The 19,410-nt window shown below is 69.9% G+C and carries 19 protein-coding genes; 8 read left to right on the forward strand and 11 right to left on the reverse strand.

Features of this window, described 5'->3' with window-relative positions; all coding sequences use genetic code 11:
* Positions 1-57: 57 nt before the first annotated feature.
* Positions 58-828 (reverse strand): ThuA domain-containing protein, encoded by a 771-nt coding sequence (locus tag H4F99_RS13500; RefSeq protein ID WP_343064223.1) that lies wholly within the window; start codon positions 826-828, stop codon positions 58-60.
* A 97-nt stretch (positions 829-925) separates the two neighbouring features.
* Here H4F99_RS13500 and H4F99_RS13505 point away from each other — a divergent pair, with 97 nt between their 5' ends.
* Positions 926-1,273: a hypothetical protein gene (locus H4F99_RS13505; RefSeq protein WP_182670360.1), complete on the forward strand. Its 348-nt coding sequence runs from the start codon at positions 926-928 to the stop codon at positions 1,271-1,273.
* 6 nt (positions 1,274-1,279) lie between these two features.
* On the opposite strand, the gene H4F99_RS13510 is transcribed toward H4F99_RS13505, so the two are convergent.
* Positions 1,280-1,867: a TetR/AcrR family transcriptional regulator gene (locus H4F99_RS13510; protein ID WP_182670362.1), complete on the reverse strand. Its 588-nt coding sequence runs from the start codon at positions 1,865-1,867 to the stop codon at positions 1,280-1,282.
* Between the two features lie 160 nt (positions 1,868-2,027).
* On the opposite strand from H4F99_RS13510, the gene hutU reads away from it, so the two are divergent.
* Entirely contained in the window at positions 2,028-3,704 is a 1,677-nt protein-coding gene (hutU, locus tag H4F99_RS13515; protein ID WP_182670363.1) for a urocanate hydratase, read from the forward strand.
* Between the two features lie 20 nt (positions 3,705-3,724).
* Here hutU and H4F99_RS13520 read toward each other — a convergent pair whose 3' ends face one another.
* Positions 3,725-5,014, reverse strand: coding sequence for an MFS transporter (locus tag H4F99_RS13520; RefSeq protein ID WP_182670365.1), 1,290 nt, complete (start codon positions 5,012-5,014; stop codon positions 3,725-3,727).
* A 167-nt stretch (positions 5,015-5,181) separates the two neighbouring features.
* On the opposite strand from H4F99_RS13520, the gene H4F99_RS13525 reads away from it, so the two are divergent.
* Positions 5,182-6,621, forward strand: coding sequence for an MATE family efflux transporter (locus tag H4F99_RS13525; RefSeq protein WP_182670367.1), 1,440 nt, complete (start codon positions 5,182-5,184; stop codon positions 6,619-6,621).
* Between the two features lie 5 nt (positions 6,622-6,626).
* Here the strand turns inward: H4F99_RS13525 and H4F99_RS13530 are convergent, their stop codons facing one another.
* Complete coding sequence (locus H4F99_RS13530) at positions 6,627-7,949, reverse strand: aminotransferase class V-fold PLP-dependent enzyme (RefSeq protein ID WP_182670369.1); 1,323 nt, start codon at positions 7,947-7,949, stop codon at positions 6,627-6,629.
* A gap of 290 nt (positions 7,950-8,239) precedes the next feature.
* Here H4F99_RS13530 and H4F99_RS13535 point away from each other — a divergent pair, with 290 nt between their 5' ends.
* Positions 8,240-10,201, forward strand: a complete 1,962-nt coding sequence (locus H4F99_RS13535) for an LTA synthase family protein (protein ID WP_182670371.1) — start codon at positions 8,240-8,242, stop codon at positions 10,199-10,201.
* Between the two features lie 22 nt (positions 10,202-10,223).
* Here H4F99_RS13535 and H4F99_RS13540 read toward each other — a convergent pair whose 3' ends face one another.
* On the reverse strand, positions 10,224-10,469 hold the full coding sequence (locus H4F99_RS13540) for a GIY-YIG nuclease family protein (protein ID WP_246372190.1): 246 nt from the start codon (positions 10,467-10,469) through the stop codon (positions 10,224-10,226).
* An 86-nt stretch (positions 10,470-10,555) separates the two neighbouring features.
* Between H4F99_RS13540 and H4F99_RS13545 the strand changes: the two genes are divergently transcribed.
* Positions 10,556-11,644 carry a DUF1615 domain-containing protein gene (locus tag H4F99_RS13545; RefSeq protein ID WP_182670375.1) on the forward strand — a complete coding sequence of 363 codons (1,089 nt, stop codon included), beginning with the start codon at positions 10,556-10,558 and terminating at the stop codon, positions 11,642-11,644.
* Between the two features lie 6 nt (positions 11,645-11,650).
* On the opposite strand, the gene H4F99_RS13550 is transcribed toward H4F99_RS13545, so the two are convergent.
* Positions 11,651-12,364 (reverse strand): pseudouridine synthase, encoded by a 714-nt coding sequence (locus H4F99_RS13550; RefSeq protein WP_182670377.1) that lies wholly within the window; start codon positions 12,362-12,364, stop codon positions 11,651-11,653.
* A gap of 194 nt (positions 12,365-12,558) precedes the next feature.
* Here H4F99_RS13550 and H4F99_RS13555 point away from each other — a divergent pair, with 194 nt between their 5' ends.
* Entirely contained in the window at positions 12,559-13,545 is a 987-nt protein-coding gene (locus tag H4F99_RS13555; protein ID WP_182670378.1) for a zinc-dependent alcohol dehydrogenase family protein, read from the forward strand.
* A 15-nt stretch (positions 13,546-13,560) separates the two neighbouring features.
* Here H4F99_RS13555 and H4F99_RS13560 read toward each other — a convergent pair whose 3' ends face one another.
* Together H4F99_RS13560 and H4F99_RS13565 are read right to left on the reverse strand one after the other, a co-directional pair.
* A complete protein-coding gene (locus H4F99_RS13560) occupies positions 13,561-14,841 on the reverse strand; it encodes an RNA polymerase sigma factor (RefSeq protein ID WP_182670380.1) in 1,281 nt (426 codons plus the stop codon).
* 63 nt (positions 14,842-14,904) lie between these two features.
* Complete coding sequence (locus H4F99_RS13565; protein WP_182670381.1) at positions 14,905-15,327, reverse strand: YciI family protein; 423 nt, start codon at positions 15,325-15,327, stop codon at positions 14,905-14,907.
* Between the two features lie 239 nt (positions 15,328-15,566).
* Here H4F99_RS13565 and H4F99_RS13570 point away from each other — a divergent pair, with 239 nt between their 5' ends.
* Positions 15,567-16,661, forward strand: coding sequence for a COG3904 family protein (locus tag H4F99_RS13570; RefSeq protein WP_182670383.1), 1,095 nt, complete (start codon positions 15,567-15,569; stop codon positions 16,659-16,661).
* 87 nt (positions 16,662-16,748) lie between these two features.
* Complete coding sequence (locus H4F99_RS13575) at positions 16,749-17,732, forward strand: hypothetical protein (protein ID WP_182670385.1); 984 nt, start codon at positions 16,749-16,751, stop codon at positions 17,730-17,732.
* A gap of 22 nt (positions 17,733-17,754) precedes the next feature.
* Here the strand turns inward: H4F99_RS13575 and H4F99_RS13580 are convergent, their stop codons facing one another.
* From H4F99_RS13580 to H4F99_RS13590, 3 genes are all read right to left on the reverse strand, one after another.
* Positions 17,755-17,973 (reverse strand): RNA-binding S4 domain-containing protein, encoded by a 219-nt coding sequence (locus H4F99_RS13580; RefSeq protein WP_182670387.1) that lies wholly within the window; start codon positions 17,971-17,973, stop codon positions 17,755-17,757.
* 8 nt (positions 17,974-17,981) lie between these two features.
* Positions 17,982-18,377, reverse strand: coding sequence for a DoxX family protein (locus H4F99_RS13585; protein WP_182670389.1), 396 nt, complete (start codon positions 18,375-18,377; stop codon positions 17,982-17,984).
* Positions 18,378-18,438: 61 nt separating this feature from the next.
* On the reverse strand, positions 18,439-19,380 hold the full coding sequence (locus tag H4F99_RS13590) for a DMT family transporter (RefSeq protein ID WP_182670391.1): 942 nt from the start codon (positions 19,378-19,380) through the stop codon (positions 18,439-18,441).
* Between the last annotated feature and the right edge of the window lie 30 nt (positions 19,381-19,410).

Consider the following 19,410-nt stretch of genomic DNA (forward strand, 5'->3'; position numbering starts at 1 on the left):
CGGGTGGGCTTGGCCAACGGCATCCGCGGCGCGAATCGCGGCTGCCGCCAATGCGGCTCAACAGGCGTCCGTCCGTCGCAGCACGTAGTCGAGTCCGCGCGCCAGGTGCCGGCGGAACAGCCGGTCCGCATACATCTCCGGCGTGTGGCCCAGCCCCGTGTACCAGCTTCGTCCGCCGTCGAAGGCGCGGCACCAGGCGATCGGATGGTCGTCGCCCATGGTGCCGCCGGCGTAGGCGGACTCGTCGACGGTGGCGATCACGGTGACATCGGTCCGTGGATTGCGCCGGTAGTTGTAGAGCTCGTCGGTGACCGTCCACGCCTCGCCGTCGGCAAGCACGCCGGGCTGTTCGAAACGCACCGGACTGCGTTGCAGGCCTTCCGGGTGCCCTTCGAACCAGGCCCCCACGAGTTCGCCGTACCAGGGCCAGTCGTATTCGGTGTCCGCCGCCGCATGGATGCCCATGAAGCCGCCGCCGTCCCGGATGAAGGACTGCAGCGCATGCTGCTGGGCATCGTCGAGCACGTCGCGGGTGGTACTCGCGAACACCACTGCGTCGTAGCCGGTCAGGCGACGCTGTTCGAAGAAGGTCGGATCCTCGGTAGCGTGGACGTCGATGTCCGCCTCGGCCGACAGGGCTTTCAAAGCGGCGAGCGCGGCCGGAATCGAATCATGCCGCCAGCCCGAGGTCCGTGTGAACACAAGGATGCGGGCGGGCGCGTCGGCCCTCGGCACCGGGGCGACGGCCGGGCCGGCGGTCGTGGGCCGCCAGGCAGCGGCGAGGAGGGCGAGGGCGATGAAGAGGATCGGGGTGCGAGGCGCGTTCACATGGCCAGAGTGCCACATCGGCGGCGTGCGACGGCTCGCGCGCGTCGTGCGTAACGAAGAAGGCGGCAACCGGCCGCCCCGGAGGAGTGCCACCGACATGGACCGTTTGCCAATCCGCGCCATCTTTTGCATCCCCGTCCTGGCCTGCCTGTCCGTGCCCGTCTCCACGGCCATGGCGGCGGCGCAGGACATCGACGATCCAGGCGTGCATCTGGTGGAGCCCGAGCGCCCCGGACGGGCTCCCGCCGTGCCGTTGCCGATCGTGCCCAAGGCGGGCGCCACCTGCGCCCGGGAGGTGGGCGCGGGCATGTCCGGCGATGCATGCCCGGCGCGTCGGGGGCGGGCCGTCCAGCCCGAAGTGGACGAAGCGCCAGGCAACGGCTACGAGGCTGGCATCCATGTCGAGGATCGTGCCTCCCGCATCCCGGACCGTCGCGGCCGTTGACGCGCGTCAGCGGGCTTCCAGGCCCTCGACGAGCCGGCGCAGCGAGGTTTCGTAGAAGCGGCGGAATGCCTCGTCGTCGTAGGTGAAACGCTTGTTCCGGTACAGCACCACCAGGCCGTGCGTGTGCGCCCACAAGGTCATCGTGACCTCCCAGGCGTCGTCCGGCTTCAGCGCGCCCACGGCCATCGCATCGGCCACCGCATCGGCGACCACGGTCAGCGTGGGCGATTGCCGCGCCTGGAAGTCCTCGGGATAGCGCCGGGCGTCGCGCCGCGTCATCGAGAAGGCCAGGTCGAACAGGTGTGGATGCGCAAGTGCGTAATCGAGGTACAGGCGATGCACCGCGATCAGCCGCGTCATCGGATCGAGCCCGCGCGCCCGCGCGTCCCAGTGGCGTGCGATGGCCTCGAAACTGTCTTCGCCGATGCGCGCGAGCAGCGCGTCGCGGTTCTCGAAATGGCGGTAGATCGCCATGGGCGTCAGTCCGACGGCAGTGGCGACGGCGCGCATCGTCACTGCCCCGGCGCCGCCGCGTTCGAACAGACGGCGAGCGGCCTTGAGGATGCGTTGGGCGGTGTCGGCGCGGGTCGGCATGTATACAGCGTATACAAAGTGGCGCCGTTCGGCGGATTTGCGACAGAAACGGCCGTTCCGCAGGCCGGTCGGGTTGCCCGGGGCGGGCGGGCCAGCGCGGGTCGGCGGGATAATGGACGCCACCGCACGCCCCCAAGCCCGCATTCCCATGGAGCCCGCCATGAGCCAGAGCGCCCGCACCCGCCACGACCCCTCCCGCACCATCCACGCGCCGCGTGGCAGCGAGCTGAACTGCCGCTCGTGGCTGACCGAGGCGCCGTTCCGGATGCTGCAGAACAACCTCGACCCGGACGTGGCCGAACGCCCCGAGGACCTGGTCGTCTACGGCGGCATCGGTCGTGCCGCGCGCGACTGGGAGAGCTACGACGCGATCCTGGCATCGCTGAAGACGCTGGGTGACGACGAGACGCTGCTGGTGCAGTCGGGCAAGCCGGTCGGCATCTTCCCGACCCATGCCGACGCGCCGCGCGTGCTGATCGCCAACTCCAACCTGGTCCCGGCGTGGGCGAACTGGGAGCACTTCAACGAGCTCGATCGCAAGGGCCTGATGATGTACGGGCAGATGACCGCGGGCTCGTGGATCTACATCGGCTCGCAGGGCATCGTGCAGGGCACCTACGAGACCTTCGTCGAGATGGGCCGCCAGCACTACGGCGGCGACCTCACCGGCAAGTGGATCCTGACCGCCGGTCTGGGCGGCATGGGCGGGGCGCAGCCGCTGGCGGCGTCGCTGGCCGGCGCCTGCAGCCTGACCATCGAATGCCAGCAGAGCCGCATCGACTTCCGCCTGCGCACGCGCTATGTCGACGAGCAGGCCACCGACCTCGACGATGCGCTTGCCCGCATCGAGAAGTACACCGCCGCAGGCGAGGCGAAGTCGATCGCACTGCTTGGCAATGCCGCGGAACTCCTGCCGCGCATGGTCGAGCGCGGCGTGCGCCCGGATGCGGTCACCGACCAGACCAGCGCGCACGATCCGGTGCACGGCTACCTGCCGATCGGCTGGACCGTCGAGCAGTGGGAGCGCATGCAGAAGGAAGATCCGGGCCGCGTGCGCGATGCCGCCAAGAAGTCGATGCGCACCCACGTCGACGCCATGCTCGCGTTCCATGCCCAGGGGATCCCGACCGTCGACTACGGCAACAACATCCGCCAGATGGCCAAGGACGAGGGCTGCGCGAATGCCTTCGACTTCCCCGGCTTCGTGCCGGCCTACGTGCGCCCGCTGTTCTGCCGCGGCGTCGGGCCGTTCCGCTGGGTCGCGCTGAGCGGCGATCCGGAAGACATCTACAAGACCGACGCCAAGGTCAAGGAACTGATCCCGGACGACGCGCACCTGCACCGCTGGCTCGACATGGCGCGCGAACGCATCAGCTTCCAGGGCCTGCCGGCGCGCATCTGCTGGGTCGGCCTGGGCCTGCGCCACAAGCTCGGCCTCGCGTTCAACGAGATGGTCCGCAACGGCGAGCTGAAGGCGCCTGTGGTGATCGGCCGCGACCACCTCGACAGCGGCTCGGTGGCGTCCCCCAACCGCGAGACCGAGGCGATGGCCGACGGTTCAGATGCCGTGTCGGACTGGCCGCTGCTCAACGCCATGCTCAACGTCGCCGGCGGCGCGACCTGGGTCTCGCTGCACCATGGCGGCGGCGTCGGCATGGGCTACAGCCAGCACAGCGGCGTGGTGATCGTCTGCGACGGCAGCGAGGCCGCCGACAAGCGCATCGCGCGCGTCCTGTGGAACGATCCGGGCACGGGCGTCATGCGCCATGCCGATGCCGGTTACGAGATCGCCAAGGCCTGTGCGAAGGAGCAGGGCCTCAAGCTGCCGATGCTCTGAGCTTCAATCCGCCCTGGACCTCAACCCGGGGGATCCCCGGCGGTGTCTGCCCCGGGGCGCGGGCGCAGGACGATCCGTGGCCAGCGCCCCTGGCGTTCGATCGCGATCCGTCCTGCGTGCGCCAGGTAGGCGACGCCGACCGCGGTCGCGGCCAGCCCGGACGCGGCGCCGATCGACATCGCCCAGCGTGGCCCGAAGGCGTCCGCGACCCAGCCGACCAGCGGCGCGCCGAGCGGGGCGCCGCCCAGGGTGATGGTCATCAGCAGGGCCATCACGCGACCCCGCAGCGCCGGCTCGGTGCTCAGCTGGACGGCGGCGTTGGCGGTGGTGGTGAAGGTCTGCGCCGCCAGGCCGATGACTGCCAGCACTACGCCGAAGCTCCAGTAGCCGGGCATCACCGCCGCCACCGCGAAGCCGGTCCCGAACAGCAGCGCACCGCCGAGCAGCGAGGCCACGCCTGGCTTCTCGCGCCCGGCGGCGAGCAGCGCACCGCTCACTGAACCGACCGCCATCATCGAGGTCAGGAAGCCGTACTGCCCGGCATCGCCGCCGAACACGCTGACCGTCATCGTCGAGATGTAGATGGCGAAGTTCAGGCCGAAGGTGCCGATCAGGAACAGCATCACGAACACCGTGCGCAGGTCGCCTCGGCGCCACACGTAGCGCATGCCTTCGCCGAGGCTGCCGCGCGTGCGCACCGGCCGGGGTCGGGGCTGCAGCTCGTCCGCGCGCAGGAACCCAAGCGACGCGATTACGCCGGCATAGGTCAGCGCGTTGACCAGGAACACCCAGCCCACGCCAATGTGCGAGATCAGCACGCCCGCCACCGCCGGACCGATCATCCGCGCCGCGTTGAACGAGGTGGAGTTCAGCGCCACGGCGTTGGCCAGGTCGCGCTGTGTGACGAGGTCCGACACGAAGGTCTGGCGGGCGGGGGCGTCGAACGCGGTCACGCAGCCGAGGAGGAATGCGAACACGTATACGTGCCAAAGTGCGACGTGGCCGAGCAGGCACAGCAGGCCGAGGCCGAAGGCGAGCACGCCCATGCCCGCCTGGGTGGCGACCAGCAGCTTGCGGCGGTCGAAATGGTCGGCGGCATAGCCGGTCAGCGGCAGCAGCAGCACGCGCGGCCCGAACTGCAGCGCGGTGACGATGCCGACCGCGGTCGCGTTGTTGTCGGTGAGTTCGGTCAGGACCACCCAGTCCTGGCCGATGCGCTGCATCCAGGTGCCGACGTTCGACACGATCGCGCCGCTGGCCCAGATCCGGTAGTTGCGGTTGCGCAGCGAGCGGAAGGTGCCGGGCCTCATGCCGCCGGTGTCCCGGCGTGGCAGGTGTCGCAGGGGCCTTGGCGAGACGGCGCGGACGTGCGGGCTGATCGCATCCCGGGAGTGTAGTGCGGCTGGCGTCCCGCCCGTGTCGATCCCGGCATGACACGATCGTCGCAAGGGACAGGCAGAATCCACCCACAGCCCGGATGGACGAATCCCGCGTGAACCCCGATCCCGCCGCCGACGCCGTTCCGGAACCCCACCGCTCGCTCTGGGGCGAGCTGCGGGCTGCCGTGCGCGGTACCGATGCCGACTACACCACCATCCCGCTGCGCCGCGCGGTGTTCCTGCTCGCGGTCCCGATGGTGCTGGAGCTGGTGCTGGAGTCGACCTTCGCGGTCGTCGACATCTTCTTCGTTGGCCGCCTGGGCGCATCGGCGGTGGCCACCGTTGGCCTGACCGAGAGTTACCTGTTCCTGCTGTATTCGATCGCGATGGGGCTGTCGATGGCGGTGACCGCGGTGGTCGCGCGGCGCATCGGCGAGCACCGCGGGCACGAAGCCGCCGTGACCGCGGTGCAGGCCATCCTGGTCGCGGCCCTGGTGTCGGTGCCGTTCGCATTCGCAGGCATCCTGTACGCACGCGAGTTGCTGGCGCTGATGGGCGCGGATGCGTGGACCCTCGAGCACGGGGTCGGCTACATGCAGTGGATGCTTGGCGGCAACGTGGTGATCATGCTGCTGTTCGTCATCAACGCGGTCTTCCGCGGCGCCGGCGACGCGGCGGCCGCGATGCGCGTGCTGTGGGTCGCCAACGGCCTCAACATCGTGCTCGACCCGATCCTGATCTTCGGCCTGGGCCCGATCCCGGCCATGGGCGTGGAGGGCGCGGCCATCGCGACCAACATCGGCCGGGGTGCCGGCGTGCTGATGCAGCTGTGGATCCTGGTTCGCGGCGGCCGCCACCTGCGCATCACCGCGGCCGACCTGGTGGTGCGCGGGGCGACCATGTGGAACATCGTGCGGACCTCGCTCGGTGGCATCGGTCAGATGATCGTCGCGACCACGTCCTGGATATTCCTGCTGCGCATCCTCGCCAGCCTCGGCAGCGAAGCCGTGGCCGGCGCGACCATCGCGATCCGCGTGATGATGTTCACCCTGATGCCGGCCTGGGGCATGTCGAATGCCGCGGCCACCCTCGTGGGCCAGAACCTCGGTGCTGCACAGCCGGCTCGTGCCGAGGCCGCCGTCTGGCGCATCGGCTGGTACAACATGGTGTTCACGGTGCTGGTGTCGGTGGCCTTCTTCTTCGGCCACGAGGCGATCGCCGGCGTCTTCAGCGAGGACCCGCGCGTGGTCGCCATCGCCTCGGAGTGGCTGCGCATCCTGTCGTATTCGTTCTTCGTTTACGGCTGGTGGATGGTCGCGGTGCAGGCCTTCAACGGTGCCGGCGACACCGCCACGCCGACCTGGATCAACGTGGTGTTCTTCTGGATGATCCAGATCCCGTTGTCCTACCTGCTCGCGATCACCCTCGGTCACGGGCATTCCGGCGTCTTCTGGGGCGTGTTCGTCTCCGAGACGTCGGTCGGCGTGTTCACGCTGTGGCTGTTCTCGCGCGGGCGCTGGAAGCAGTCGAAGGTGTGAGCGCCTCAGGCATGCAGGCCCAGCACTGCCGCGGCGGCACGGTCGGTGCTGGCTTCGTCATTGACCAGGCTCGGTGCCAGCCGCGCATAAGTCGGCGAGTAGGGGCTGGTGCTGGCGACGATGCGTCGCGCCATCAAACCGGCGACCACCGCTTCCGGCGACATGCCGGCGACTTCGAACGCGACGACGCCGGCCGACAGCGCCGGATCGCGTGGCGTATGCAGGGTGATGCGGCGGTCGTCGGCCAAGCGTTCCTTGAGCCGGGTGTTGAGCGCAGCGATGCGTTCGCCGATGCGTTCGCGGCCGATCGCCAGGTGCAGGTCGAAGGCCGCGCCCATCGCCCACTGGTGCTCGAAGGCGTGGAAGCCGCCGGGCTCCATCCGCAGTGCATTCATGGGCGTCGCCACTGTGCGCTGCTCAAGCCAGGCCTCGTAGGTCTCGATGTCGCTGAAGCTGGGGATCACCGGGCGCAGCTTCGCCCATGCGTCCGCGTGTGCCCAGAGGATGCCGGTGCCGCGCGGGGCGAACATCCACTTGTGGCAGCCCGCGCAGAAGTAGTCCGCGCCCAGCCGGGCGGCGGCGTCCGGGGTGCTGCCGATGCCATGCACGCCGTCGACGACGATCAGCAGCTCCGGGTGGCGCGCCTTCAGCGCCGCGGCCATCTGCGGGATCGGTAACCGCACGCCGCTGCTGGAATGCACCCAGGTCAGGCCGACGACCCGCGTCTTCGGCCCGACGGCGGCGACGATGCGCTCGACCAGGCGGTCCACGTCCACCGGCTCCGCCGGCGCGTACAACTGCACCTGGCGCGAGGTGGCACCGACGCGTTCGCAGGCATAGCGGATCGACTCGTGGTGCGAGTAATGGTCATGGGTGGTGCAGAGCACCTCGTCACCGGCGCGCAGCGGCAGGCCGTGGTAGACCAGCGCCAGGCTCTGCGTGGTGCTGGCGGTCAGCGCGATCTCTTCGGGTTTCGCGCCGATGTACTTCGCGACGCGCTCGGCGACCTGCATCGCGGCGTTCTCGGCGCCCTCGGAGAACTGGTGGTGCTCCACCGTCTCGTACGGATTGCGGTCCAGCCGCGCACGCCAGCTCTCGATCGCGTCGCGCACCGGGCGCGGGTGGCTGACCAGGAAGAAGCTGGCGAAATGGTCGAGCGCCGGATCCAGCTCGAACAGCCCGCGGATCGCGTTCCAGTCGGTGACGTCGATCGGCATCGAACGGTCGCCCGAGAACGCGGAGGTGAAGCCCCCGGACCACAACAGCCCGGTGGCACCGGCACCCGCCGACAGGCCGAGGAAACGGCGACGCGAGGCGGAAAGGGCCATGGTCGACTCCGGGAGGGATCCTCCCGGGGCCAACGTGGCCGCGCAGGCCGCGCGGCCAGACGGGGGCGTGGTGTCCGACAGGCGGTAGGCCTAGCGCACGCCCTGCGCCCACGCACAGCGCCCGCTCGGCCTGGCCGAAAGCTGCTTGATGGCATGTTCCCCACGGCTTCAGGCGCGCGTGTCGGCATTGAATATGTGGGTCATCAAACTGTAATGAAGCAAAGCCTGGGAGGTATCATTGCGGGGGGCCGCGCCGGCTGGGCGGCGACACGATCGACACGGAAGCGAACATGCAGCAGACAGGACCGATGAATGCCTATCCGTTGACGTCGGCTCCCATTGTTCGCCACCACCGGCTGGTGTTTTTCCTGGCGATTTACGTGGCCTACGTGGTGGCGCTGTTCTGGTTCGCGAATGTACGGGATGCCGGCGATCCCGGCCGGTCCCTGGTACGCCTCCTGACGCCTGTGGTCGAGCTTTCGCTCCTGGGCATGGCCTGTGCCGCCTGCATGCGCATGGCCACGCGTCGCACACGGCGCTGGCCCTGGATCCTCATCACCGGGGTCATCGCCGCGACGGCTGCAGGGGTGTACCTCGTGCAGATCTATTCGCTTCGAATTTCCAGCAACTTCATCAGTGTATTGGCGTTGCAGAACGCCGATTCGATTGCATTCGTGCAGTCACCACGGCTGAAGCTGGCGGTGGCCTTGGCGATGCTGTGGGTGGGCCTCTTCTGCATCGCTGCAGCCCTCGCGAGCGCCGCGCCGGCGACCCTCCGCCGGGCAATGTCCGAAGGCTGGCGTTCCAGCGTTTTCATCTCCGCCAGTAGCGGCTTGTTGCTGCTGTTCGCTTACGCCATCACCTTGCAAGGCAGGAATCCCCGGCTGGAACCCGGATTCCGCGAGGCCCCCATGGCCAGCCTGTTGGCGAACCTCTACCGTGCGAACACCGACCCGGCGCCCGAAGTGCCATCGCCGGTCGTCCCACGTACAGCGGACCTTGGCTGCTTTTCCTTCCCCGAAGCCGGGCCCGAAGCGCCGTTTCCTTTCCAGCGGACGCGCGCCTTCCGGTCGCTGTTGCCAGCGACGGGTGGCGACGCGTCGCGGCCACCGAACATCATCGTCCTGTTCACCGAAGGCCTGTCCGCGCGCCTGGTAGGAGCCTATGGCGGACGGTATCCGGGGCTCACCCCAAACATCGACCGCCTGGCCGCGCGGTCGATGCGGGTTGACGACTACTTCAACCACACCGCGGCGACGTTCCGTGGGCTGATCGGCCAGTTGTCATCGGGGTTCTCCTATGCCGGCGGTGGTGGCGCGGGCGGTTGGACCCAGGAAGGAACATTGGAAGGACTGAGCAGCATCCGCCGCCAGACCTTGCCGCTCATCGCCAACGAAGCCGGTTACGACACGCACTTCTTTGCGCCCCACAAGGCGCACCGGCCGATCATCGGCATGCTCCATTCGATGGGATTCGGCACGGTGCATACCTATGAAAGCATCAGCCACGACTGGCTGGGGGGGCGTGCGGTGACCCGTCATGGGACAGCAGCGCTGGATGACGCGAGCCTGTACGCTGGCGTCGTCGCCTTCTTGCACGACAGGGAGGCTGCCGGCGAGAGGCAGCCCTTCTTTCTGGCGACCTACAACATCGGCACGCATGCCTTCCTGTCCAGCGCGGATGGCGAAGTCCCTTACGGAAGCGGCGATAACCCGGTGCTGGACAAGGTCCACAACCTCGATCGTGCGCTTGGTGAATTCCTCGCCTATTTCGAGGCCAGTCCGTACGCCAGGAACACCCTTCTGGTCCTGACCAGCGATCACGCGACGTATCCGGAGCCTCCCTACCGCGAGGTGGCCGGTTCCGACCTCAAACCGCTCTTCGTCGATCGGATCCCCTTGCTCGTGCTGGACCCATCGCGTGCGCTCCCGGCGACCCTGGAGGCGGAGGGCCGCACCTCACTGGACCTGGCACCCACCGTGCTGCAGCTGGCGGGCCTGCAGACACGTTCCAATGCGTTCCTGGGGGCCTCGTTGTTCGAGCCGCGGCGCTTGGATGTGGGAATCGCCGCGCTCGGCTCGCGATACTTCCTGACGCGCCCGGATGGGGTATATGGCATGGACGAGATTCCTGAAGGGGACCGGGCGGACTTTGATTGCGCCGTCGAAGTGGTGCGCCGCTTCTATGAGGTGGAGCGTGATAACCGGATATTCAGCGGCTCGAATGCTGGCAGCGTGCCCGTTGCGCGTTGAGGACACGCTTGATCGTACGGGGTTAGCCGACGCACAGCGCCCGCTTGCGTTCGGCCGACAGCTGCTTGATCGCATGTTCCGCACGGCTGGCACTGCCACGGTCGGGGTATTCGAACCGCGCGAGCAGGCGCTCCGGCGGCCACGCACGGGTGAAGCGCGCGCCCTTGCCGGCGAGGTGCTGCGCGTAGCGGCGCTCGACGTCGGTGGCGATGCCGGTATAGATGCGGCCGCCACGGCATTCGATCAGGTAGACATACCAGGGGGCCATGCATGGCGAGTCTAGGGCAGGGCGACACATCGCGGGTACCGGGACCGGCTGCTAGGCTCGCCGTGTCTCAACGCGCCCGGTTCGCCATGTTGCCATCTCGCGTCTTCGCGCTGTGCCTTGTCCTGCTGCTTGCCGCGTGCGCATCGGCGCCGACCGATCGCGCGCCCTATCGCAGCCCGGCCGAGATCCGCGCCGAGATCGTCCGCCGCATGCCCGCGGGCACGCCCGACCGCGAGGGTTGGGCGACGGACATCCAGGTGGCCTTCACCGCGCAGGGCATCGAAGCGTCGCCGGAGAACCTGTGCGCGGCGCTCGCCGTCACCCAACAGGAGTCCACCTTCCAAGCCAATCCGGAAGTGCCTGGCCTGGCCCGGATCGCCCGCGAGGAGATCGACCGGCGTGCCGGCGCGCTGCACGTGCCGGGCTTCGCCGTCGACGCCGCGCTGAAGATCCGCTCCACCGACGGCCGCTCCTATGCCGACCGCATCGCCGGCGTACGCACCGAGCAGGAACTGAACACGATCTTCGAGGACTTCACCGGGCGCGTGCCGCTGGGCGACACGTTGTTCGGCGAGCTCAACCCGGTGCGCACCGGCGGGCCGATGCAGGTCAGCATCGCTTTCGCGGAGGCGCATGCAGGCGACTATCCGTATCCGGTGGACACTTCCATCCGCCACGAAGTGTTCACCCGCCGCGGTGGCATGTACTTCGGCATCGCCCACCTGCTGGGCTATCCCGCGAACTACGAGCGTCCGCTGTACCGCTTCGCCGACTTCAACGCTGGCTGGTACGCCAGCCGCAATGCCGCATTCCAGGCCGCGGTGTCGACCGCGACCGGCATGCCGCTGGCCCTGGACGGCGACCTGCTGCGGCCCGGCGCGCCACTCGACGATCCTGGGCAGACCGAACGCGCCGTGCGCGCGCTGAAGCCCCAGCTCGGCATGGACGACGGCGACATCCGGCGCGCGCTCGAGCGCGGCGACCGCTTGGATTTCGAGGACACCCCGCTGCATCGCGAGGTCTTCGCACTCGCGGAGCAGGCGGCCGGAAAGCCGCTGCCGCGCGCGGTGTTGCCCGGGATCAAGCTGGAAAGCCCGAAGATCACCCGTGACCTGACCACCGCGTGGTTCGCCGAACGCGTCGACACGCGCTGGGCGCAATGCATGCAGCGCTGAGCGTGCCTACCAGTCGGTACGCGTCGGCAGCAGCTTGTGCAGCTCGGCGTCCGTGAGGTTGCGCCACTGGCCGGGCTTGAGGTGGCCGGCCTGCACATTGCCGATGCGCACGCGCACGAGCCGCTTCACCCGGTAGCCAAAGTGCGCCGCCATCAGCCGGATCTGCCGGTTGAGACCCTGCACGAGGGTAATGCGGAAGCCCATCGGGCCGAGCTTCGAGGTGCGGCAGGGCAGGGTCATCTGGCCGTGCACCGGCACGCCGCGGGCCATGCCACGCAGGAAGGCATCGTTGACGTCGTGGTTCACCGCGACCAGGTATTCCTTCTCCAGCTTGTTCTCGGCGCGCAGGATCTCGTTGACGATGTCGCCGTTGCTGGTCAGCAGGATCAGCCCTTCCGACTCCTTGTCGAGCCGGCCGATCGGGAAGATCCGGCGCTCGTGGCCGACGAAGTCGACGATGTTGCCCTTCACCGAGGACTCGGTGGTGCAGGTCACGCCGACCGGCTTGTACAGCGCGATGTAGACATGCTGCTTCTTGCCGCGCGCGACAGTGCGCGGGCGCAGGGGTTCGCCGTCGATCGCCACCGCGTCGTCCTCGGCCAGCTCGGCGCCGATGCGCGCGCGTTCGCGGTTGACGGTGACGCGGCCCGCGGCGATCAGGCGGTCGGCTTCGCGGCGCGAACAGACGCCGGCATCGCTGATGAACTTGTTCAGGCGCATGGGAGTGGCGGGGCGGCCCGCGGCGCTGCCACGGGACCGGCAGGCGGGCGCGCATGCTGGCACATCCGGCGCGCCGGCGCATGTGCGGGCGCCCGGGCCGGTGGACGCTGTTCAGCCGCGCCCGACCGTCCAGGTGAGTTCCGCACACCGTCCACGCCAGCGGTACCCTGTGTCCCCCGGACCGGAGGATCGCCATGAAGCACGCCCTGTACCCCCACCGCGGCCCCGTGCCGCAGGACGTCATCGACGCGGTCGAATTCGAACTGCCGGCGCCCGGGCCCGGCCAGGTCCGCGTCGAGGTGCTGGCCGCGGCGATCAATCCGTCCGACGTGCTCACGCTCACCGGCGAGTACGGCATGCTGCCGCCGTTGCCCGCGGTGGGTGGCAACGAGGGCGTCGGCAAGGTGGTCGAGCTGGGGAGCGGGGTGCAGGGTCTGGCGGTCGGCCAGACCGTGCTGCTGCCGGTCGGCTGCGGCACCTGGACCACCCACCTCAATGCCGATGCGGCCGCGCTGGTGCCCCTGCCCGAAGGGGCCGACCCACGCCAGCTCGCCATGCTGACCGTGAACCCGCCGACCGCGGCCCTGCTGCTCAGCGACATCCTGCCGCTGCAGGCCGGCGACTGGGTGATCCAGAACGCCGCCAACTCTGCCGTCGGCGGTTACCTGGTGCAGATCGCCCGGGCGCGCGGCATCCACGTGGTCAACGTTGTCCGTCGCGAGAGTGCCGTGGCCGACGTGAAAGCCTCGGGCGCCGACATCGTGCTGGTCGACGGCGATGACCTGGCCGAACGCGTGCGCGACGCGACCGGCGGTGCGCCGATCAAGCTGGGCATCGACGCCGTCGGCGGCGCGGCGACCGGCCGCATCGCCGCGGCGCTGGCCTCGGGCGGCACCGTCGTCAACTACGGCGCGATGTCCGGCGAGCCCTGTGCGCTCTCTCCGGGCGAACTGATCTTCCGCGGCATCACCCTGCGTGGCTTCTGGCTGGCCTACTGGTTCAAGGTCACCGATGCCGCGACCCGCAACGCGCTGTTTGCCGACCTGGTACGGCAGATCGCGACCGGCGCGCTGTCGGCGCGGATTCAGGCGACCTACGGCCTGGACGACATCAAGCAGGCGGTCGCCGAGGCGGCGGCCGGCGAGCGTTCGGGCAAGATCCTGCTGCTTCCCAACGGCTGAGGCCGCGGGCGGGCGTCAGGCCGACGCGCCGCTTTGCGCGGCGCGCTCGTGCAGCAGTGCGCGCTCGCGTCCGTTGCGCGCGAGCGAGGCCGCATGCTCGAAGGCCTCGCGCGCCTCTGCATGGCGACCCAGCCGGGCCAGCAGGTCGCCGCGCACGGCCGGCAGCAGGTGGTAGTCACGGAGCGCGGTTGCGTCGACATGGGCCTCCAGGTGGGCGAGCCCGGCGGCGGCCCCGTCGGCCATCGTGATCGCGACCGCGCGGTTCAGCTCGACGACCGGCGAGGGCATGGCGCGGGCGAGTCCCGCATACAGCGCGGCGATGGCGCGCCAGTCGGTGTCCTCCGCGCGGGCAGCACGCGCATGGCAGGCCGCGATCTCCGCCTGCAGCGTGTAGGGACCCGGCTCGAACCCGCGTGCCGCGGCGATCCGCCGGGCGCGTGCCAGCGCCTCCAGCCCGCGGCCGACCAGCAAGCGGTCCCAGCGGCCGCGGTCCTGGTCCTGCAGCAGCACCGGATGGCCATCGGCATCGACCCGTGCATGGGTGCGCGAGGCCTGGATCTCCATCAGCGCGACCAGGCCATGCGCCTCGTCCTCGGCGGGCACCAGGCCGACCAGGATGCGGCCCAGCCGCAGCGCCTCCTCGCACAGTGCCGGACGCAGCAGGTCGTCGCCGGCGGTGGCGGCATAGCCTTCGTTGAAGACCAGGTAGATGACCTCGAGCACCGAGCCCAGGCGTGCGTGCAGTTCCGCCTCGCGGGGCAGCTCGAACTGCACCCCGGATTCCGCCAGCGTGCGCTTGGCACGGACGATCCGCTGCGCGATGGTCGCCTCGCGCGCCAGGAACGCGCGGGCGATCTCGCCGGTGGTCAGCCCGCCGAGCAGGCGCAGGGTCAGCGCGACGCGCGCCTCCGGCGAAAGCACCGGATGGCAGGCGACGAACATGAGTCGCAGCAGATCGTCGCCCACCGGGTCGTCGAGCGCGTCCTCCTCCACGCTGCGCCGTTCGGCCTGTGCGTCCTCCAGTTCCAGCGCGACCTGCAGGTGCTTCTGCTGCGCCATCTGGCCGTGGCGGAGGCGGTCGATCGCACGGCGCCGGGCGGTGGTCGTCAGCCATGCTCCCGGGTTGTCGGGAATGCCATCGCGCGGCCAGGTTTCCAGCGCCGCGACCAGCGCGTCCTGGGCCAGGTCCTCGGCCAGGCCCACGTCACGCAGCATCCGGGCCAGCGTCGCGATCACGCGGGCCGACTCGATGCGCCAGATGGCGTCGATGCGCCGGTTGAAGTCATGGTCCGTCATGCCCGGGCGATCACAGCACCGCCGCCCGCACGCCGCAAGTGCAGCCCGCGACCGGCGCCGGGGTCACGGGCCGTCGATGCGCGCGCGCAGTTGCTCCTCCTGCTCCCGCAGCTCGGGCGTGAAGGCCTCGCCGAAGTCGTCGGCCTCGAACACCGGGCGGATTTCGATGTCGGACACGCCGGGCATCGGGTTGGGGCAGCGCTTCACCCATTCGATCGCCTCGTCCATCGAACGGACCTGCCACAGCCAGTAGCCGGCGACGAGTTCGCGGGTTTCGGCGAAAGGGCCGTCGGTCACGTGGCGCGCCGGGCCGTCGAAGGTCACCCGCACGCCGCGCGACGACGGGTGCAGGCCCTCGCCGGCAAGCATGATGCCGGCCTTCACCAGCGCTTCGTTGTAGCGGCCCATGTCGGCCAGGAGCTGCTGTTCGGGCATGACGCCGGCTTCGGAGTCGGCGGTGGCCTTGACGATGACGAGTACGCGCATGGGGAATCTCCCGGATCGGTGGCGAGGGCGCCGGTGCCCCCGTTCAAGAGTGCGACGAGCCGCGCACGCGGTTTTCGACACGGGCGCGATCCGCAAGGGGGCCCCTCGGTCCCCTGGCCCGTGCCGGGTACAGGCGACGTTCAAGCCGGTGTTCACCCTGCGTTGAACACCTCGGCGCCGCGGCCCCCTAGACTGGACCCACGCGGCTCCGCGCCGTGACACCCCTTCTCCGGACTTCCATGCGCCGTTCCGCCCCGATCCACCTGTGGTTGTCGACCTGCCTGCTGGCGGCCTGTTCCTCGCCCGCGCCTGCGCCGGTGTCCGGCACCACCGCCGACGCCGCGCCCCCCGCGATCACCGATGCGGGTCCACTGCTCGACACCGGACCCACGCGCGACCGCGAGCGCACCGACTACGGCGCGACCGTCATCGAACTCCCGGAGCCGCGCGCGCCGGAGGACGAGGCCTACGACCAGGCCCCGCCCGAGACCGACTGGACCCCCATGCAGCTGCCCGAGGGCGAAGCCTCGATCAGCTGCGACCGTGACTACGCCACCGCCGGCGATGGCGTGCCCCTGGCCTCGCTGGGCTTCAGCAATGTCTGGAAGACCCTGCAGCCCTGCCAGGACAGCGACGTGGTGCGCGTGCGTTACACCGGCAAGGTCGATGCCGGCTTCACCGCGCTGGTCCAGCGCGTCGCCGACATGGCCGACACGCTGGGCATCACGTCGCGCATCCTCGACATCGACTCCACCGGCGGCCAGGTGGAGGAGGGGGTGCGCGCCGGCGACTCGATGGCCGAGGGCGGCTGGCTGGTCTGGGTGCGCGAGGACTCCGTGTGCCACAGTTCCTGCGTGCTGATCCTCGCCGCCGGCGACATGCGCATGGTGTCCGGCCCGGTGGGCATCCACCGGATGCTGCGGATCGGCTCGAAGGCAACCTCCCGCGCCGAGCTCAACCAGGAGCTGCGCGAGATCCACGAGCAGGTCGGCCAGTACCTGCAGCGCAACGGTGCCGCCACCCAGGTCGCCGACCTGATGATGACCGTGCCCAACCGCAGCCTGCGCCTGCTCACCCCGGCCGAACTGTCGCGGTTCGGCCTGTCCGGCCGCAATGCCGCCGAGGACGACCTCGACCGCATCCGCCTGGGCCGCAAGTGCGGCGACGGCTTCGTGCGCCGCAAGGACAGCTTCTTCCGCGATTACGACATGCTCTGCTCCAATCCCGGCGATGAAGTCGCCGACATGGGCCAGTGCGGGCGGGACCTCAAGTCGCGTTACGGTTTCCCCGACGCGGCCTGTCCCAACGACGGCCCGATGCCCGAGTACGACTGACGCGCGCTGGCGCGGGCGACCGCCAGCGGCCAGAATGGCCGCGGTTTCAAGGGGAGCGTCGGCGGGGAGCGCCGACGGGGGCAGCACATGATCATTCCGGAGTTCTGGGCCGAGGCCCGGATCGAGCACGGCCGCCGCAGCCGGCACCGCGCCTTCACCGTGCGCCGCTTCGGCTGGTCGGACGAAAGCCAGGAAGCCGCGCAGGCGCACGCCGATGCCCGCGTCCGCGAAGCGCATGCGCGCATCGTCGCCGGCGAGCCGCTGCTCAAGCGCGAACCCAAGGTGCCCTACAACGGCGCCGAAGGCATGCCGATCCGCGAGGAAATCGTGCAGCGCCAGGGCGACACGATCATCTCGCGCAACAGCTACGGCGCGTTATGCCTGAACACGCCGGACGTGCTGTTCGCCGACATCGACTTCCCGAAAGGCGTGCCGACCCGGTTATGGGGGAGCGTGCTGGCGCTGTGGGTCATCGGCGCGATCGCCTTCGGCAATGCAATGGATTCGGCCGGAAAAGGGGTCGCCCTGGTCATCGCCGGCCTTTTCCTGTCCTGGCCGCTGGCAAGTGGCGTACACCGGGCATGGCAGGCGCTGCGGGGTGGGCCGGAACGCATGGCACTGCGGCGCGTGCAGGCGTTCGTGGCGAAGCATCCGGGCTGGCGCCTGCGGCTGTACCGCACGCCCGCTGGCCTGCGCCTGCTCGCCCTGCATCGCCGCTTCAGCCCGGGCGATCCCGAGGTTCAGACGCTGTTCGAGGCCATCGGCACCGACCGCCTCTACGCGCGGATGTGCCAGCGCCAGCAGTGCTTCCGCGCCCGTGTCAGCGCCAAGCCCTGGCGCATCGGCATCCGCCGCCATCTGCGGCCGCGCACCGGCGTCTGGCCGCTGACCGACGAGCAGCGTCCACTGCGCGAGGCCTGGGTGCGCGAATACGAAGCCCGCGCGCAGGACTTCGCTGCCTGCCGCTATCTGGAAACGCGCGGCGACGGCCAGGTCGATGCAGAGGCCGACGCCGTACGCGTGCTGCACGACGCGCTGGCCGGTGCCGACAGCGGGCGCCCGATTGCCTGAGCGCCAGGTCGGCGTATGAAGCTCAGGCCGCGACGACCTCGATCTCGACGTCGTCGAGCGCGACCACCTGGCCCGCGCGGATCTTGCAGGTCTTGCGCAGTTCCACCTCGCCGTCCACAAGCACCGCGCCGCTGGCCACGATCTGCTTGCCCATGCCGCCACTGTCGCACAGGCCGGCGAGCTTCAGCAGCTGGTTGAGTTCGACGAAGTCGCCGTCGAGTTCGAATCGGATGCGTTCCATGCCGGGCCTCAGCGCTGGTTGGCGCTGAAGCGACCCGGGCCGAGCAGGGCGAGGGCGATCGCGGACACCAGGAACATCGCCTGCAGTTCCAGCGCCCACCCGCCCTGGCGGTTGAGGTGGCCGAGCTCGCCCATGTGGACCAGGGCGATCGCGAACAGCATGTTGACCGCGACCAGCACCGCGCCGACGCGCGCGTGCCAGCCGATGACCAGCATGATCGGGCCGAGGATCTCGCCGACCAGCACGCCATAGCCGAGGAAGCCGGGCAGGCCGTGGGCCTCGACCAGGCCGATGATGCCGGCCATGCCGCCCTTCAGCTTGGCCGCGCCGTGCAGCATGACCAGCAGGCCGAGGGTGACGCGGAGGAAGAGCTTGGCGAGGTCGTGCTGGGTGGCGGGGTTCATCGTCGTCCGGGCGCGGTGGCAGGCGAGCAGGATAGCGGTCTGGCCGCCCCGCCGGCGAGGGCTATTCGGTGATGTCCTTGGCTTCCACCACGCCCAGTGCCTCCGGCTGGGCCAGCCGCTTCGGCCGGTGCAGCAGCGGGTGCAGCAGCACCGCCCCGAGGATGATCGCCACGCCCAGGTAGAAGCGCGTGCTCAGCTCCTGCTGTTCGCCGAGCAGCACGATGGCCAGGGCGATGGCGTAGATCGGCTCCAGGTTGACCGCCAGCTGCGCGGAGAACGCGCTCATGTGCCGCAGCGCCACCAGCGACAGTGCGAAGGGCAGCAGGGTGCAGCCCAGCGACAGCACCAGCAGCAGGCCGGCATCGCGCAGCCCGGGCAGCTCGGTCAGCGGACCGGCGAAGGCCGGGAACAGCAGCGGCATCAGCGGCGCGAGCAAAGTCAGCGCCAGGGTGCCGGCACCCAGTTCCAGCGCGGTCACCGTCAGCGGATCGCCGTGCTCGACCAGCCGCTTGTTGAGCGAACCGAACAGCGCGACGAACAGTGCCGAGAGGGCGCCGACCGCGACGCCGACGCGCATGTCATGCGGCACGCCGTCGACCACCAGCGCCACGCCCGGGAGCACTGCGATGCCGAGCAGCAGCTCGTGCAGGGCGAAGCCGCGCCGCGCCAGCCAGGGCTCGATCAGCGCAGTGAAGGCGGTGGCCAGCGCGATGCAGGTCGCCGCCACCGAGGCGTTCGCCAGCTTGATCGCGCCGTAGAAGGTCAGCCAGTGCAGCGCCACCAGCACGCCGATGCCGGCATAGGCGGCGACCAGCCGTGGCGGCATCGTGCGCAGGCCGCGCCACACCCGCGGCACCAGCGCCAGCACTGCGACCACGACCAGCATGCGCCACCACACCAGCGGCAATGCCGGCAGGCTGATCAGCTTGCCGAGGATGGCGGTGAAGCCCCAGAGCACCACGCAGAAGTGGATCTGGAACTGGGCTTTCGCGGTCGGCGACATGCGCGCGGGGAGGTGGGCGTGAGGGGCGCG

The sequence above is a fragment of the Marilutibacter penaei genome (genome assembly GCF_014145395.1).
GTDB classification, from domain to species: domain Bacteria; phylum Pseudomonadota; class Gammaproteobacteria; order Xanthomonadales; family Xanthomonadaceae; genus Marilutibacter; species Marilutibacter penaei.